General features: G+C 70.1%; 11 protein-coding genes. 3 read left to right on the plus strand and 8 right to left on the minus strand.

From position 1 onward, the window contains the following. Positions 1–12: 12 nt before the first annotated feature. The 6 genes from ABZ855_RS17600 to ABZ855_RS17625 all read right to left on the minus strand — a co-directional run bounded on the left by ABZ855_RS17600 (position 13) and on the right by ABZ855_RS17625 (position 8,975). Entirely contained in the window at positions 13–2,907 is a 2,895-nt protein-coding gene (locus ABZ855_RS17600) for a glycoside hydrolase family 2 TIM barrel-domain containing protein (RefSeq protein WP_360807658.1), read from the minus strand. A 41-nt stretch (positions 2,908–2,948) separates the two neighbouring features. Beyond that, entirely contained in the window at positions 2,949–3,842 is an 894-nt protein-coding gene (locus ABZ855_RS17605; protein ID WP_360807692.1) for a carbohydrate ABC transporter permease, read from the minus strand. 8 nt (positions 3,843–3,850) lie between these two features. After that, positions 3,851–4,816, minus strand: a complete 966-nt coding sequence (locus ABZ855_RS17610) for a sugar ABC transporter permease (protein ID WP_360807660.1) — start codon at positions 4,814–4,816, stop codon at positions 3,851–3,853. Between the two features lie 20 nt (positions 4,817–4,836). Further along, positions 4,837–6,099: a sugar ABC transporter substrate-binding protein gene (locus ABZ855_RS17615; protein ID WP_360807662.1), complete on the minus strand. Its 1,263-nt coding sequence runs from the start codon at positions 6,097–6,099 to the stop codon at positions 4,837–4,839. A 221-nt stretch (positions 6,100–6,320) separates the two neighbouring features. Then, positions 6,321–7,556 (minus strand): ROK family transcriptional regulator, encoded by a 1,236-nt coding sequence (locus ABZ855_RS17620; protein ID WP_360807694.1) that lies wholly within the window; start codon positions 7,554–7,556, stop codon positions 6,321–6,323. 174 nt (positions 7,557–7,730) lie between these two features. Beyond that, positions 7,731–8,975 (minus strand): FAD-binding protein, encoded by a 1,245-nt coding sequence (locus ABZ855_RS17625; RefSeq protein WP_360807664.1) that lies wholly within the window; start codon positions 8,973–8,975, stop codon positions 7,731–7,733. Between the two features lie 149 nt (positions 8,976–9,124). Here ABZ855_RS17625 and ABZ855_RS17630 point away from each other — a divergent pair, with 149 nt between their 5' ends. After that, positions 9,125–10,447, plus strand: coding sequence for a radical SAM protein (locus tag ABZ855_RS17630; RefSeq protein WP_360807666.1), 1,323 nt, complete (start codon positions 9,125–9,127; stop codon positions 10,445–10,447). 261 nt (positions 10,448–10,708) lie between these two features. After that, positions 10,709–12,223 (plus strand): cellulose-binding domain-containing protein, encoded by a 1,515-nt coding sequence (locus ABZ855_RS17635; RefSeq protein WP_360807668.1) that lies wholly within the window; start codon positions 10,709–10,711, stop codon positions 12,221–12,223. 58 nt (positions 12,224–12,281) lie between these two features. Here the strand turns inward: ABZ855_RS17635 and gndA are convergent, their stop codons facing one another. Both gndA and ABZ855_RS17645 read right to left on the minus strand, forming a co-directional pair. Then, positions 12,282–13,724: an NADP-dependent phosphogluconate dehydrogenase gene (gndA, locus tag ABZ855_RS17640; protein WP_360807670.1), complete on the minus strand. Its 1,443-nt coding sequence runs from the start codon at positions 13,722–13,724 to the stop codon at positions 12,282–12,284. 190 nt (positions 13,725–13,914) lie between these two features. After that, positions 13,915–14,373, minus strand: a complete 459-nt coding sequence (locus tag ABZ855_RS17645; RefSeq protein ID WP_360807672.1) for a DUF1569 domain-containing protein — start codon at positions 14,371–14,373, stop codon at positions 13,915–13,917. A gap of 298 nt (positions 14,374–14,671) precedes the next feature. Here ABZ855_RS17645 and rsgA point away from each other — a divergent pair, with 298 nt between their 5' ends. Next, positions 14,672–15,748, plus strand: a complete 1,077-nt coding sequence (gene rsgA / locus ABZ855_RS17650; RefSeq protein WP_360807674.1) for a ribosome small subunit-dependent GTPase A — start codon at positions 14,672–14,674, stop codon at positions 15,746–15,748. Positions 15,749–15,865 lie beyond the last annotated feature (117 nt).

Consider the following 15,865-nt stretch of genomic DNA (forward strand, 5'->3'; position numbering starts at 1 on the left):
GATGAGGAAGTGTTACTCGATTGCTGTGAACACGAAGGTGAATGTCGCCGGCGCCACCCGCAGCAGGTACTGCGGCAGTGCGCCCGGCCCGCAGGACTGCGAGCCGATGCCCTGCTGCCCGTGGTCGAGGTTGACCCAGACGGTGTCCGTGGGCGTCAGGTCGGTCCGGTGGTCGGCCGCGTCGAGCTGTTCGCTCGTCCAGCGGCGGGCCGTGAACCAGAACTCCGGGTCGCCGTCGACCCGCAGTCCGCCGATCTCCGCCCAACGCACGTCGGCACGGGCGCCGTTCTCCTGCGGGCGGACGTAGGGGGTCTGGAGGTCGTCGACCGTCGACTCCCAACGACCCAGCATGGAGGCAGACTTGGTGTCGGGGTAGCCCTCACCGGGGCCGCCGCCGAACCAGGTGACCCGGTCCGCCTCCGACAGCCCCAGCCGGATGCCGAGCCTCGGCAGCGGCAGCTTCCACTCGCCCTCCGGGACGACGGACACGGTCAGTTGCAGCCGGTCGCCGTCGGACGTCCAGCGGTACTCCGTGTTCAGGGCCACCTCGGCGGCGGCCGGCGCCACCCGGGTGCGTACCGTCAGCGTGTCCTCGCCCGACTCGACGGAGTCCAGGCGGTGTCGCATACGGTGCAGGCCCAACTGCCGCCACAGCACGCCGTAGCGGATGTCGGGCTGCCACTCCGCGCCGAAGTCGTTGTCGGTGGGCGCTCGCCACACGTCCAGCCGCAGCTCCCGGACCTCGCGGCCGCCGATCGACCGCAGCGCACCCGTGCGGGCGTCGAAGGAGCCGGGGCCGAGGGTGATGACCCCGTCCGCCACGGCGGGCGCGGCCGAGGCGGTGACCGCCGGCGACGGACGGGCGGCCACGGGGACCTGGCCCCAGGCCACCTGGTGTCCCCGCTCGCCCCAGGCCGACTCGTCGGCCAGCAGCGCCCGTACCGTCCACTGGGACTCGGCGCCGCCCCGCGCGTCGGCGGGCGGCGCGGGCAGCTTCACGTCCGCCGACTCGCCGGGGGCGAGGGCGGGCACCGCGAGGGTGCCGGACTCGACCGCCGTGCCGTCGACGTCGTACGACCACTCGAAGGTGAGCGCGGACAGGTCGGCGAAGTCGTACGCGTTCGTCACGCGTACGGTGCCGTCCGTGCCGTCGCCCTCGATGCGGACCGGCTCGATGACCTTCTTGTACTCGAGGAGCCCCGGTGACGGCGTCCGGTCGGGGAAGATCAGCCCGTCGCAGACGAAGTTGCCGTCGTGCAGCTCCTCGCCGAAGTCGCCGCCGTACGCGTAGCCGAACCGCTCGTCCTTGACGCCGTGGTCGATCCACTCCCAGATGAAGCCGCCCTGGGTGCGCTCGTGGGCCTCGAAGATCCGCTGGTAGTCGGCGATGCCGCCGGGGCCGTTGCCCATGGCGTGGCCGAACTCGCAGAGAATGAAGGGGAGTTGGCGGCGCTTGTGGGTGCCGCCGTCCAGGTGCCGGCCGATCCGCTCGGTCTCCGCGTGGTCGGCGTACATGCGGGAGTACATGTCCGTGTCACGGCAGTCCCAGTCGCCCTCGTAGTGCACGAGCCGGGAGCTGTCCCGGCCGTGGATCCACTCGGCCATGGCGGTCAGGCCGCGTCCGGTGCCGGCCTCGTTGCCCAGCGACCAGATGACGACCGACGGGTGGTTCTTGTCCCGCTCGACCATCCGCGACGCGCGGTCCAGGAGGGCCGGGGTCCAGCGGTCGTCGTCGACGGGGTTGTCCCGCCAGCCCTGCTCGGTGAAGCCGTGGGTCTCCAGGTCGCACTCGTCGATGACCCACAGGCCGTACTCGTCGCACAGGTCGAGGAAGGCGGGGTGCGGCGGGTAGTGCGAGGTGCGGACGGCGTTGACGTTGTGCCGCTTCATCAGCAGCACGTCCGCCCGCATGGTCTCCAGGTCGAGGGAGCGGCCCTTCTCGGGGTGCCACTCGTGCCGGTTGACGCCCTTGAACAGGACCGCCTTCCCGTTGACCTTGATGAGCCCGTCCGCCAGCTCGACGGTCCTGAAGCCGATGCGCAACGGCACCCGCTCGCCCTCCGTGACCAGCTCACCGTCGTAGAGGCGGGGCGTCTCGGCGGTCCACGGCTGGACCGCGACCGTCACCGGCTCGCCCGTCCTGACATCGATGTCCAACTCGGGGACGGTGACCCGCCCGTCGACGTCGGACTCGACACGGAGGGTGCCCTCACCACTCGTGTGGTCGTACGAGGAGTGCACGAAGAAGTCGAGGACGCTGCCCGCCGGACGGTGCAGCAGCGTCACGTCGCGGAAGATGCCCGGCAGCCACCACTGGTCCTGGTCCTCCAGGTACGAGCCCGCCGACCACTGGTGGACCCGGACCGCGAGGACGTTGCCGCCGGGCTTCAGCAGATGCCCGACCGCGAACTCGTGGGCCAGCCGGGAGCCCTTGAACTCGCCGATGTCCGTGCCGTTCAGCCACACCCGGGCGCACGACTCGACCCCGTCGAAGCGCAGCACCGCCCCGCCGTCCGACAGGTCGGGCCAGTCGGACGGCAGGTCGAAGACGTGCAGGTGGTCGCCGGTCGGGTTCTCGGTCGGCACCCGCGGCGGGTCCACCGGGAAGGGGTAGAGGACGTTGGTGTAGATGGGCGCGCCGAAGGCGCCGTCGCCCTGGAGGACCCAGTGGCCGGGGACCGTCACCTCGGCCCAGTCCCCGGCGTCGAAGCCCGGCTCGGCGAACGAGTCGTCCGCGCCGTCGGCGGTCGGCGACAGCCTGAAACGCCAGCTGCCGTTCAGGGACAGCGAACCGGCGTCCGAGGACGCGTACCAGGCGCGGGGCGGAAGTGCCCCGCTGCCGGGTGAGACGTCCTCGACGTAGTCGGTCGCCGTCGCCGGGGATGCTGCCGTGGTGCGGAAGGACATCGGTCTCCTAGTTCGGCCCGTGGTTCAGCTCGATGGGCGGCTCAGCCCTTGATGCCGGTCTGGGCGATCCCCTGCACCAGCCAGCGCTGGAGGAAGAGGAACACGAACACCAGGGGCAGGATGGAAAATGCGGTGGCCATGAAGATCATATGGAAGACGACGGTCTGGTTGGTCATGTAGTTGGAGAGCGCGACCTGAACGGTCCACGCGTCCGGACTCTGACCGATGACCAGCGGCCACAGGAAGGAGTTCCACCCGTTGATGAAGGTGATGGTCGCCATCGCCGCGAAGAAGTTCAGCGAGTTGGGCACCACGATGCGCCAGTACGCACCCCAGTAGCCCAGTCCGTCCACGCGAGCCGCCTCCTCCAGCTCCTTGGGGAACCCCAGGAAATACTGCCGGAACAGGAAGCAGGTGAAACCACTGAACAGGCCCGGGATGATCAGACCCCGGTAGGTGTCCACCCAGCCGAGCGACGAGACCAGCACGAAGCTGGGTACGAAGGTCACCGCGGTCGGGACCATCAGGGTCCCCAGGACGGCGTAGAACACCTTGTTGGCGTGCTTGTACGGGATACGGGCCAGGCCGTACCCGGCGAGGGAGCACACCAGCAGGACGCCGACGGTGTGCAGGGTGGCGACGATCGCCGAGTTCCACAGGGACTGGGCGAAGGGCACCGTCCCGTCGTTGAACAGTTCGCTGATGTTGCCCCACTGGATGTCCGTGGGGAAGAACTTCCAGTTCTCTCCGGTGATCTCGAGGTCCGTGGAGAGGGCGTTGCGGACCAGCAGATAGAACGGGATCAGGAAGAAGAAGCCGGCCATACCGGTGGCGATGTAGAGCCCGGTGGAGCTCATCACGCCGCCGCCACGCCTGACGCGGCGCGGCTTTTTCGACTGCGGCGCCGGGTCCTGTACCTCGGGCACCTCGGGCATCGTGGTGGTCACTTGGACTCGTCCCCCCTTCCGAAGCCCATGAACTTGCCCTGGAGCAGGGTCACGGCGCAGATCAAGACGGTCAGGATGACCGCGCCGGCGCTGCCGGCACCGTAGTCCTGGCTCTCGCCCAGGGCCTTGTAGTACAGCTCGACCAGGGGTGGCCGGCCCCAGGTGGTCTTCGACAGGAGGTTGAAGAACTCGTCGAAGGCCTGGTAGGCGGCGATCAGCAGCAGCAGGATCACCGCGGTGGAGGTGGCGCGCAGCTGGGGCAGGGTGATGTACCGGAAGGTCTGCCAGCCCGGCTTGGCGCCGTCGATGGCGGCGGCCTCGTACAGCTCGCCCGGGATGTTCTGCAGCGCGGCGATGAAAAGGATCATGTAGAAGCCGGACTGCAGCCACAGACGCGCGCTGACGATGACCACCCAGTACCAGGGCGGGTTCGGGTCGGCCAGCCAGGCGATGTTCTCGATCCCGAACCAGCCGAGGACCGTGTTCATCAGGCCGAAGCGGACGCCGCTGAAGATGGACATCTTCCAGATCAGCGACGCGGCCACATAGCTGCACGCGGTCGGCAGGAAGAAGACCGACCGGAAGAACGCGCGCATGAAGCGCAGCCGGTTCACCAGCAGGGCCAGGCCCAGCGAGAGCGCCCAGGTGGTGGGCACGATGAACGCGGCGAAGGCGGTGAAGGTGCCGAGCGAGCCGACGAAGTCGTCGTTCGTCAGCATGTACGTGTAGTTGTCGAAGCCGACGAACTTGTCGGGCGTGACGGTGAAGCGGGCCTCGAAGAAGCTGAGCCAGAGGCTCCAGAGGATCGGCGCGTAGACGAAGATCGCCAGGCCGATGAGGAACGGCCCGGTGAAGAGCCAGAAGTTGAAGGTGGGGCTGCCCCGCAGGGCCCGCCGCGGCTTGGCCGGTGAGGCCTTCTCCGCGGCGGGGCGCGCGATGTCGCGCGTCTTCGTCGTCGACATGTCCTGATCCGTCCCGCGGCCTATCCGAACAGCTTCTTGAGTTCGCGGTTGACGGCCTCGTCGGCCTTGTCGAGGGCGGCCTCCGGATCCATGTCCTTGCGGACGGCGTTGGCGAAGACGTCCTCGAGGGCGGTGATCATGGCCTGGGTCCAGCCGATGTTGTCGAAGTGCCCGAACTCGTTGAAGAGCCTGACGCCCTCAGCGGCGTTGCCCGACTTGAGCTTGGTGGCCGACTGCGCGAGCGAGGCGCGCGGCGGGATGTGGAAGCCGTAGGAGGTGGCCCAGTCCTCCTGGTACTGCTTCTGGTCGATCCACAGCCACTTGACGTACTCCTTGGCGGCCTCGACGTTCTCGCTCTTGGCGTTGACGAACATCGACCAGCCGCCGTTGTAGACCGACTGCTTGCCGGAGTCGATGGTCTTCGGGAAGGGGAACACGCCCCAGTCGTCGCCGAGCGCGGCCTGGATGCCGGGCATCGCCCACATACCGCAGAACTGGATGGCACACAGGCCCTGGTTGAGGGAGGAGGGGTCCCAGGACTCGGTCGGCGCGCCGAGGAGGAGGTTGCCGCTGGTGAACAGCTGACGCATTTTCTTGATGCCCTCGATGACGCCTGGGGTGTGGTAGGCGATCTGGTTCTTCTCGTCGAGGGTGTCGGCGCCGGCCGACCAGATCATCGGGTTGATGACGTTGTGCAGGTCGTTGCCCATGTACAGGCCCTTGACCTTGCCGGTCGTGAGCTTCTCGGCGGCCTCCATCAGCTCGTCGAGCGTGGTGGGCACGTCGACCTTGGCCGCCTCCAGCATCGACTTGCGGTAGAAGAAGAACTGCGGGTCGTCGATCATGCGGACGCCGTAGATCTTGCCGTCGACCGTGTGCGACTTGATGTCGGCCGGGTTGAAGTCCGACTTGACCGGCTCGATGATGTCGGTCAGGTCCGCCACCTGGCCGCTCTTGATCATCTGGATCTGCGGGTGGAACTCGAAGAGGTCGGGCGCGTTCTTGGTGAGCAGCGTCGCGAACAGCTTGCTCTCGAAGTCGGCGCTGGTGATCCACTGCGTGGTCACGTTGGCCTTGTCGTAGGCCTTGGCGTACTTCTTGATGGCCTGCTCGGTGCCCGCCTCGCCGTAGGCGTGGAAGTACTGCGTGAGGTTCGTGCCCGAACCGGCCCCGCCGGAGCGGCCGTTGTTGCCGCCGCAGGCGGTCAGCGCGCCCGCGGCGGACAGGCCGGCTGCGGCGCGGAGGATGGATCGGCGGTCCCAGTTGCTGCTCATGGCCGACATGTGACGTCCTTGTCTCTGGTGCGGCTGCGGGCCACGGGCGAAGCGCCGAGTGGCTGAAACAGGAGGTGCGGAGCGGGACGTTAACCTTCGGCTAAGGCTTCGGCAAGGGGTTGGACGAAGCCCGTTCGAAACGTTGCGGACTGTTCGGCATTTCGGACGTGACAAAGGCGCGGACCGCTCAACGGCGGTCCGCGCGGGCGCGGTTGACCATTGGACCAGACCTATTTCAGCGGCATCGCGCCGGTCCGCCGGGCGGTCGACGACCGCTGGGTCACCGAGGACAGGGCGCCCTCGAGGGCGAACGTCGCCGCCCCCAGGCACGCCGGATCGGTGGGGATGGGGGACAGGACGATCTCGGTGGCGGCGAGCGGCCTGCTGAGCGCGTGCCGGCCGACCGACTCGCGCACCTCGCGCAGCAGCGGCTCGCCGAGCGTGCGGGCGACCCAGCTGCTGAGCACGACCACCTCGGGGTTGAGGACGTTGACCAGGTTCGCGATGCCCGCGCCGATGTAACGGGCCGTCTCCCGCACGACCTCGACGGCCACCGGATCGCCCGCCTCCACCCCACGGGCCAGCGCGTCGATGGTGGCGGTCTGGTCCTCGGGATGCAACAGCGGGCTGTCCGGGCCGAGTTCGCGCAGGTTCAGCATGATGCCGGGCGCGCCGGCATAGGCCTCCACGCAGCCGTGGTTGCCGCAGCGGCACAACCGCCCGTCAAGGACGAGCGTGGTGTGCCCCCACTCGCCGGCGCTGTTGCTCACCCCCCGGTACAGCCCGCCCTGGAGCGCGAGCCCCGCGCCGACCCCCGTACCGAGATTGACCACCACCACGTCCCCGCGCCCGCGCGCCGCCCCGAACCACATCTCGGCGACCGCGCCGGCGCGCAGCGGGTTGTCCAGGTAGAGCGGGTAGGCGATGACCTCGGACAGCAGGTCGAGCAGGGGTACGTCGTGCCAGTCCCAGTTGGGCGCGTACTCCGAGACGCCGGTGTCCCGGTCCACCTGCCCCGGCACGCTCACCCCGACGCCCAGCACCCGCGCGCCCTCGATGCCGGCCTGCGCGACCACGGAGCCCACGGCGGCGGCCACATGGCTGACCACCTGCTCGGGCAGGCTCTCGCCGGGACGCATGTCCTCGTCGGCGCGGGCCAGCACGTTCAGCGCGAGATCGAACAGCTCGACATGGACGTACGTCTCCGCGATGTCGACGCCGATCAACGCGCCCCCCGGCGCGTTGACGGCCACGAGGCCCCGGGGGCGGCCGCCCGCCGAGTCCTCGAACCCGACCTCCGTGATCATCCGCAGCTCGAGCAGCTCGCCGACGAGCGTGGCGACCGTGGCGAGGCTCAGCCCGCTCGCGGCGGCCAGCTCCTGCCGGGACGTGGGTGAATGGGCGATGATCTGGCGAAGCACCTCATAGCGGTTCGCGGTGCGGATGTCACGTGACGTGCGCTTCACCACCGGGTGTGCCCCCTCGCCGAGCAGATCCCGTACGGACCTGAAATGCGGACAGACCGGAGCACGACGGCACCGGCGCGGCGCAAGGCTATGGGAGCGGGGGAGGTTCGACAAGGGGTTAGGAAAGGGGCTGAAGAAAGTTCCCCCGCACGTGGCACCGCCCCCGGCCCGAGGTCAGCCGCCGAGGACCTCCTGGACGAACGCGTTCGTGAACTTCGCGGACGGGTCCAGGAACGCCGCCAGCGCCCCGAAGTCCGCCAGCCGCGGATAGCGTCCCCGCACCACCTCCGCCGGTACGGCGAACACCTTCCCCCAGTGCGGACGCGCCCCGTACGGGTTCAGCGCCGACTCGACCCGCCGCACCACCGGCAGCACCGCCTCGGTGTCCGCCACCCAGGTGAAGTGGAAGGCCACACTGTCCCGCCCGTACGCCGGGCTCAGCCACTGCGTGTCGGCGGCGATCGTCCGCACCTCGCACACCTGCAGCACCGGCGCGACGACGTCCCGGATCGCGTCGAGCGAGCGCAGCGCGTCGAGCGCGTACGGGCGCGGCAGCAGGTACTCCGACTGGAGCTCCTCGCCGCTGCTCGGCGTGAACTCCGCCCGGAAGTGGGGGAGCCGCTCGTGCCAGGGCCCCGGCACCCCGAACTGCTCGGTGCAGTTCACGGCCGGCATCCCCGGCACCGGGTGCATCGCCTCGGTGGCCGGCTCGGCCCACGGGAAGTCCACCGGCGCCTGGTCGGTCCGCCGCTTCAGCCACACCTGCCCAAAGCCCGGCGCCCGCCAGTCGGTGAACAGGCTCACGCTGTACGCGGCCCCGGCCACCGCCTCGAAGTCCAGCCCGTCCAGGGGCAGTTCGGTGAACACGTACTGCTCGACCTCGAAGTCCGCCTCCAGGTCGAGGGTGAGGGCCGTGACGACGCCCAGGGCGCCGAGCGCGGTGACCGCGCCCTCGAACCGCTCCTCGCCCCGGCTGATCGTCACCGTCGAGCCATCCCCGGTGACCAGCTCGACCTCGCGCACCGCGGCGGCGAGCGAACCGTTGCCGACCCCCGAACCGTGCGTACCGGTGGCCACCGACCCCGCCACCGAGATGTGCGGCAGGGACGCCATGTTGTGCAGCGCGAGCCCGCGCCCGTGCACGGCCCGGGCCAGCTCCGCGTACCGGACCCCGCCGCCGACCCGGACCGTACGGGCCGCCGTGTCCACGTCGATCTCCTGGGGCAGGCCGGCCAGCGAGAGCAGGACACCGCCGGCGCCCGGCTCGGCGATCTCGTTGAACGAGTGCCCGCTGCCCAGCACCCGCACCCGCTCGCTGTCCGCCACGAGCGCCCGCAGGGCGTCCAGGGAACGCGGTCGGTGCAGTTCCTCGGGCGTGTAGATGATGTTGCCCGCCCAGTTGGTCAGCGTCTCGGCCATGGGGTTTGTCCCTCCGCTCAGGTGCGACGACCCTCTCACGCGACGCCGGAGGACATGCCCGAGGGGCCCCGCGGCCACCCACGCGCGGGCGGGGGCATACCGTGAGGAGTCGAACGCCGGGACACCGCCGGAGCTGGAGGAGACACGGGATGGGCAGCCGCACCGCGCTGGTCGAGGATCTGATGGAGCGCTTTCCCCATGTACCGAGGGAAGCCGTCTTCAAAGAAGACCTGCTCAGGGGTGGTGTCGCCTTCGACGCGTCCGCGCTCAGCGACAACGAGAGCGGTGACGTCAAGCCGAAGTCGTACTTCATCTTCTCCTTCGACCACGGCACCCTGCCCGAGCTGGGCGAGGCCGCGCTGCGCCGCCCGCCGGAGGAGATCATCCTCACCGGCGGGCCCTACGACCTGCGCCGGACCGTCGTGTCGGTGCGGGTGAACCCGGCGTCGCCCTACCGGGTGGCCGCCGGTGAGGACGGCGTCCTCGGCCTCTATCTGGACGGCAGGCGGATCTCCGACGTAGGGGTGCCGCCCATGCCGGAGTACTACCGCCACACCCTCTCCAACGGGAAGTCCGTCATGGAGGTCGCCCCGACCATCCAGTGGGGCTACCTGATCTATCTGACCGTCTTCCGGGTCTGCCAGTACTTCGGCGCCAAGGAGGAGTGCCAGTACTGCGACATCAACCACAACTGGCGCCAGCACAAGGCCGCCGGGCGGCCCTACACGGGCGTCAAGGACGTCGACGAGGTCCTCGAGGCGCTGGAGATCATCAACCGGTACGACACCGCCAAGGCCTCCACCGCTTACACGCTCACCGGCGGCGCGATCACCTCGAAGCTCCAGGGCCGCGACGAGGCCGACTTCTACGGCATGTACGCGAAGGCGATCGAGGAGCACTTCCCGGGACGCTGGATCGGCAAGGTCGTCGCCCAGGCGCTGCCCAAGGACGACGTGCAGCGCTTCAAGGACTACGGCGTGCAGATCTACCACCCCAACTACGAGGTGTGGGACCGCCGGCTCTTCGAGCTGTACTGCCCCGGCAAGGAGCGCTACGTGGGCCGCGACGAGTGGCACAAGCGGATCCTGGACTCGGCGGAGGTCTTCGGCGCGCGCAACGTCATCCCCAACTTCGTGGCCGGTGTGGAGATGGCCGAGCCGTCCGGGTTCACCACGGTCGACGAGGCGATCGCGTCCACCACCGAGGGCCTGCGCTTCTTCATGTCGCACGGCATCACGCCCCGGTTCACCACCTGGTGCCCCGAGCCCACCACCCCGCTCGGCAAGGCCAACCCGCAGGGCGCGCCGCTGGAGTACCACATCCGTCTGCTGGAGGCCTACCGCGCCACGATGGACGAGTTCGGCCTCGACTCGCCCCCCGGCTACGGCGAACCCGGCCCCGGCCGCGCGGTGTTCTCCGTCAGCTCCTTCATGGACAGCCTGCCGGCCCGGGATCCGGTGCCGAACGTCTGAACAGAGCGCCCCCGCGATCCGTATGGGGGGCCGGGGACAAAAACGTCGTTCCGCTCACCTCGCGACCCCCGTACGGCGAGCCGCGTTGACATGTGCGGACATGTGAATACGTCGCTTGTCAGTTGTGCGGGAAACGTGAAAAGCTCGGGGCTCCGTTCTGGGAAACGTTCCCCTCAACTCCCTTGTTCCTGGGGGCAGTTGACGTTCTACCCTGACCTTGACGTTGGCGTGTGCAAGCCGTTGATGCTGGAGTCCCCCCAAATGCCAGATCTGCCGACCCCTCAGGACGCCGCCGAAGCAGCGCTGTTCTCCGAGTGCTGGGACGCGGTCCTCTCGTACGCCGACCTGTGCACGTCCGGCTCCTCCGCCGGCACGGAGCTGGCCGCCGAGGCGTTCACGCACGGTATCCACGCGGCCCGGGCCGCCGACTTCGGCGCCCGCAGCACCGGGCGCCGCATACCCCGGCTGCCCTGGATACCCCTGCTGCTGGCGGCGGTTCGCAGCACCGCCGCGTCCTGGGAGGAAACCGGGCACGGCAACCATCTCGACCCCGACCTGAGGCTCTGGCTCAACTCCGACAAGGCCGCCCGGTACGTGGGCCCGCCGCTGCGCCGCCCGCTCGCGCTGCGCGCCCTGCGCGACATGCAGGAACCGGACGCCGCCCTGCTGTGGCTGGCCGAGGTGGAGGCGCTGCCGCTGCCCGTCGTGGCCCGCCGGCTCGGCCTCGACCCGCATACCGCCGCCGACGAACTCGTCCAGGTGCGCGGCCTGTTCAGGGACCGGTGCCAGCGCAACCTCCTCGACATCCCGATGAGCTCCGAGTGCCGCAGCTTCGCCCGGCTGCTCGACGCCGTCACCCGCTCGCAGGGCGCCGAGATCCCCGAGGACCTCTCCTGGCACCTCGCGACCTGCGTGGAGTGCGCCGAGGCCGCCGCCTGCCTGCGGCTCTACGGCGGCATCAGCGGCCTGCCCGCCGCGCTCGCCGGCGGTGTCATCGGCTGGGGCGGCCTCGCCTATCTGGAACGGCGCCGCCGCGCGGCCGAGGCCGGCCTGCTCGGCGGGCGCACCGAAGCGGGCATGAACACCGGACTCACCATCGGGGAGTTCCGCCCGCGCATCGGCCGTACGGCGATCCTGGTGGCCGCCGTCATCGTCTCGGCGCTGACGCTCACGGTGTCACTGATGCCCTTCGGCGGATCGGACGGCGACACGACCACGCGGGGCGGCGCGAGCGACAACAAGCCCGTCGTGGACCCGGCGTCCGTACTGCCGTCCGGCCTGACCGTCCCCGTGGGCGCCACCCCGTCCGCGTCCCCCCTGCCGACGGACCAGGCCTCGAAGCCGCACACCGGCTCGTCCCCGACGGCCAACGACAAGCCCGACACGGAGCCCCAGGGCACCTCCTCGTCCACCGAGCCCCGTGAGAAACCCACGCCGAGCCCCGCCAAGAGCGCCCCGGTGTCCTGCGACGTCGACTTCGACCTCGTCAACGAATGGCCCGACGGCTTCCAGGCCACCATCAGCGTCACCACCACGAAGGCCCTCGACGGCTGGAGCATCGCCTGGAGCTTCCACAACGGCCAGCGGGTCAGCCAGATGTGGGACGCGAACTTCAGGCAGGACGGCGACCGCGTCACGGCCACCGCCGCCGACTACAACAGGGCGGTCGCGGCGGGCGGCACGGTCTCCCTCGGGTTCCTCGCCGGCCGCGACGGCGACAACGAGCTCCCGTTCGACTTCACGGTGAACGGCAGCCCCTGCACGAGCACGACCTGACCCACCCCACGCGGGGCACGGGGTGCCGTGAACGGCCGGAGGATCACGCGGAGCGAGGTCAGATCACCTCGGTCTCACTCCGGTCGGCCCGCTCCCAGAGGGTGTGGAAGCGGCCCTCGCGGTCGGTGCGCCGGTAGGTGTGGGCGCCGAAGTAGTCGCGCTGGCCCTGGGTGAGGGCGGCCGGCAGGCGCTCGGCGCGCAGGGTGTCGTAGTACGACAGGGCGGCGGAGAACGTCGGGACCGGGACACCGTGCCGGGCGGCCGTCGCGACGACCTCGCGCCACGGGACCTGCGCGTCGGCGATCTCGGCCGTGAACCCCTCCTCGGTGAGCAGGGTGACCCGGCAGGGATCGACGGCGTAGGCGGCGCGGATCCGGTCGAGGAAGGCGGCGCGGATGATGCAGCCACCGCGCCAGATCTTCGCTATCGCGCCGAGGTCGATGTCCCAGCCGTACTCCGCCGACGCGTCCAGGATCATCTTCCAGCCCTGGTCGTAGGCGATGAGCTTCGACGCGTACAGGGCGTGCTCGACCAGGCAGGCGAACCGCTCCGCCTCGTACGCGGTGAGGTCCCAGCTGCTCCCGCCGGGCAGCTGCTGGTACGCGGCGCGCAGGGCCCGCTGGCCCGAGGCGGCACGGGCGAACGTGGCCTGCGCGATGGCGGTGACCGGCGAACCGAGTTCCAGGGCCGTACGTACGGTCCAGCGGCCGGTGCCCTTCTGCCCGGCGGCGTCGGCCACCACGTCCACGAAGGGGTTGCCGGTGGCGGAGTCGGTGTGGGCGAGCACCTCGGCGGTGATCTCCATCAGATACGAGTCGAGACGCCCCTTGTTCCACTGCCGGAACACCTCGGCGATCCGCGCGGGCTCGTAACCGCCGACCTGCCGCAGCAGATGGTAGGCCTCGCCGATCAGCTGCATGTCGGCGTACTCGATGCCGTTGTGCACCATCTTCACGAAGTGCCCGGCGCCGTCCGTGCCGACGTGGGTGACGCAGGGCTCGCCGTCCACCTTGGCGCTGATCGTCTCGAACATCGGCCCGAGCGCCGCGTACGCCCCCGCGGAGCCGCCGGGCATGATGCTCGGCCCGTTCAGGGCGCCTTCCTCACCGCCCGAGACGCCCACCCCCACGAAGTGGATACCCAGCCCGCGCAGCGCCTGTTCCCGGCGGCGGGTGTCGGCGAAGTGGGCGTTGCCGCCGTCGATGATCATGTCGCCGGGCTCCAGGAGCGCCGCGAACTCGTCGATCACCGCGTCCGTGGCCGCCCCCGCCTGAACCATGATCATGAGGCGACGGGGACGCTCCAGGGCCGCCACGAACTGCTCCGCCGTCTCGGCGGCCACGAAGTCGCCCTCGTGCCCGAAGTCCTCGATCAGCGCCTTGGTCCTGGCGGGGGTCCGGTTGTGGAGGGCCACGGTGTAACCGTGCCGGGCGAAGTTCCGGGCCAGGTTCCGGCCCATCACCGCAAGGCCGGTGACGCCGATCTGCGCGGTCGCCATCATGGTGTCGCTCCTTCGCTCGGGGCGGTCCCCACCGCCTCACCGATCAGTTACGGCTGACGGGGCCCCAGTTGTTCAGCCGAAACCGATTGGTGTGCGGAGCCGGTGGGTGAGCGCGGCGAAAGTGCTTTCAGCGAGAGCGTTTCCGTGCCGGGTGACGACGAGTGAGAACGGGGTCCTGCGTGACCCTCCGTCAGTCGTGGGCCAGCCCGGGCAGGTGCTCGGCCAGGTGCATCGCGTGCAGCCGCGCGAACTCGTCGTGGGTGCACGGTCCGTATGCCGGATGCGGGGCATGTGTTCCCGTGTGCTCCGTGAACTGGGCCACGGCTTCGGCGAGTTGAGCGACGGCTGCGGCCGGCGGAAGGTCCCGGTCGAGTTGCGGGGCGCCGTCGATCACCGCGCCGAGCGGGTGGCGCATCCGGTCCCGGCCCAGAAAGGCCCGCTTCGCCAGCGCTCCCACGGTTGCCCGATAGAGCGGCGGTTTCAGACGGGGGTATCCGGCGACCGAGTAGCGGACGGTCTGGGCACAGTGCTGGAGGGTCTGCGAGAGATTCCAGACGCTTCCGGGAGCGAGCACATCCGATTCGGGGAGGTCGTCGGCGACGTGTTTCTGGGCGCGCTCGGCCAGTTCGGTGAGACGGGGGGTTGTCATGGTCTCATCGTGGCACGGGCCCCGGTGGCGAAATTCGGTGGCACTGGGCTGCGTACCGCTCTACAGTGAGCAGCGCTTCACGCGGCGGTCGCTGACCGCCGCCATCAGCTGAGTGAGAAACGGGAGGTGTGACCGATGGCTGTCTCTGTGATGGGCGTTGCCCCCAACCAGAAGTTCGTCCACTCCACCTCTGTGGCCTCCGGCTGAGCCTACGTGTGGGCCGGGGCCACCCCCTGAAGGGTCCCCCTTGAATCTCCCGTCCGCTTCCCCTTCTCGTTCTACTCCGACTTCTTCTACTTTGTCGCGCTCTCTGGCCCCCTACGGCTGGGACGACGCATGGGCCGCCGAATTCGCCCCGTACGCGTCCGAAGGGCTGCTCGTCGGCCGGGTGATCCGCGTCGACCGGGGCCAGTGCGACGTCGCCACCGCCGACGGGGTGCTGCGCGCCGACACCGCGTTCGTCACCCCGCACGACCCCCTGCGGGTCATCTGCACCGGCGACTGGGCCGTGATCGAACCGGCCGGTGATCCCCGCTACGTCCGTACGTACTTGCCGCGCCGCAGCGCGTTCGTGCGGTCGACCTCGTCCAAGCGCTCAGAGGGCCAGATCCTCGCCGCCAACGTCGACCACGCCATCGTCGCCGTGTCACTGGCCGTCGAACTCGACCTCGGCCGCGTCGAACGGTTCCTGGCGCTGGCCTGGGAATCGGGCGCGCAGCCCGTCGTGGTGCTCACCAAGGCCGACCTCGTACCGGACGCGACGACACTCTCGTACCTCGTCCAGGACGTGGAGGCCACCGCGCCAGGCGTGCCGGTGCTCACCGTCAGCGCCGCCAACGGGGACGGCGTCGACGTCCTCGCGGCGGTCGTCTCGGACGGCACGGCCGTGCTGCTCGGGCAGTCCGGTGCGGGCAAGTCGACGCTCGCCAACGCACTGCTCGGCGTGGACGTCATGGAGGTCCAGGCCATCCGGGAGGTCGACGGCAAGGGCCGGCACACCACGACCACCCGCAACCTGCTCGCCCTGCCCGGCGGGGGTGTTCTCATCGACACCCCGGGGCTGCGCGGTGTCGGCCTCTGGGACGCCGGTACCGGCGTCGGGCAGGTCTTCGCCGAGATCGAGGAACTGGCCGCCGACTGCCGCTTCCAGGACTGCGCCCACACGGCGGAGCCCGGGTGCGCGGTGCTGGAGGCGGTGGACTCGGGGACGCTGTCCCATCGGCGCCTCGACAGCTACCGCAAGCTGCTGAGGGAGAACCAGTACATCGTGGCCAAGACGGACGCGCGGCTGCGGGCGGAAATCCGGAAGGACTGGAAGAAGAAGGGGGCGGAGGGGAAGGCGGCGATGGAGGCGAAGCGGGGGCGCCAGCGCTAGCCCATCGGGGGCGGCCGCGGTCCCCGCGCCGCCCCCGACCCCGCCTGGGGCTGCGCCCCGACCCCGCCTGGGGCTGCGCCCCGCCCCCCGCAGGGGGGGGGGGCCGGCCCCCCCGGG

Source organism: Streptomyces sp. NPDC047042 (assembly GCF_040644035.1).
Classification (GTDB): Bacteria; Actinomycetota; Actinomycetes; order Streptomycetales; family Streptomycetaceae; genus Streptomyces.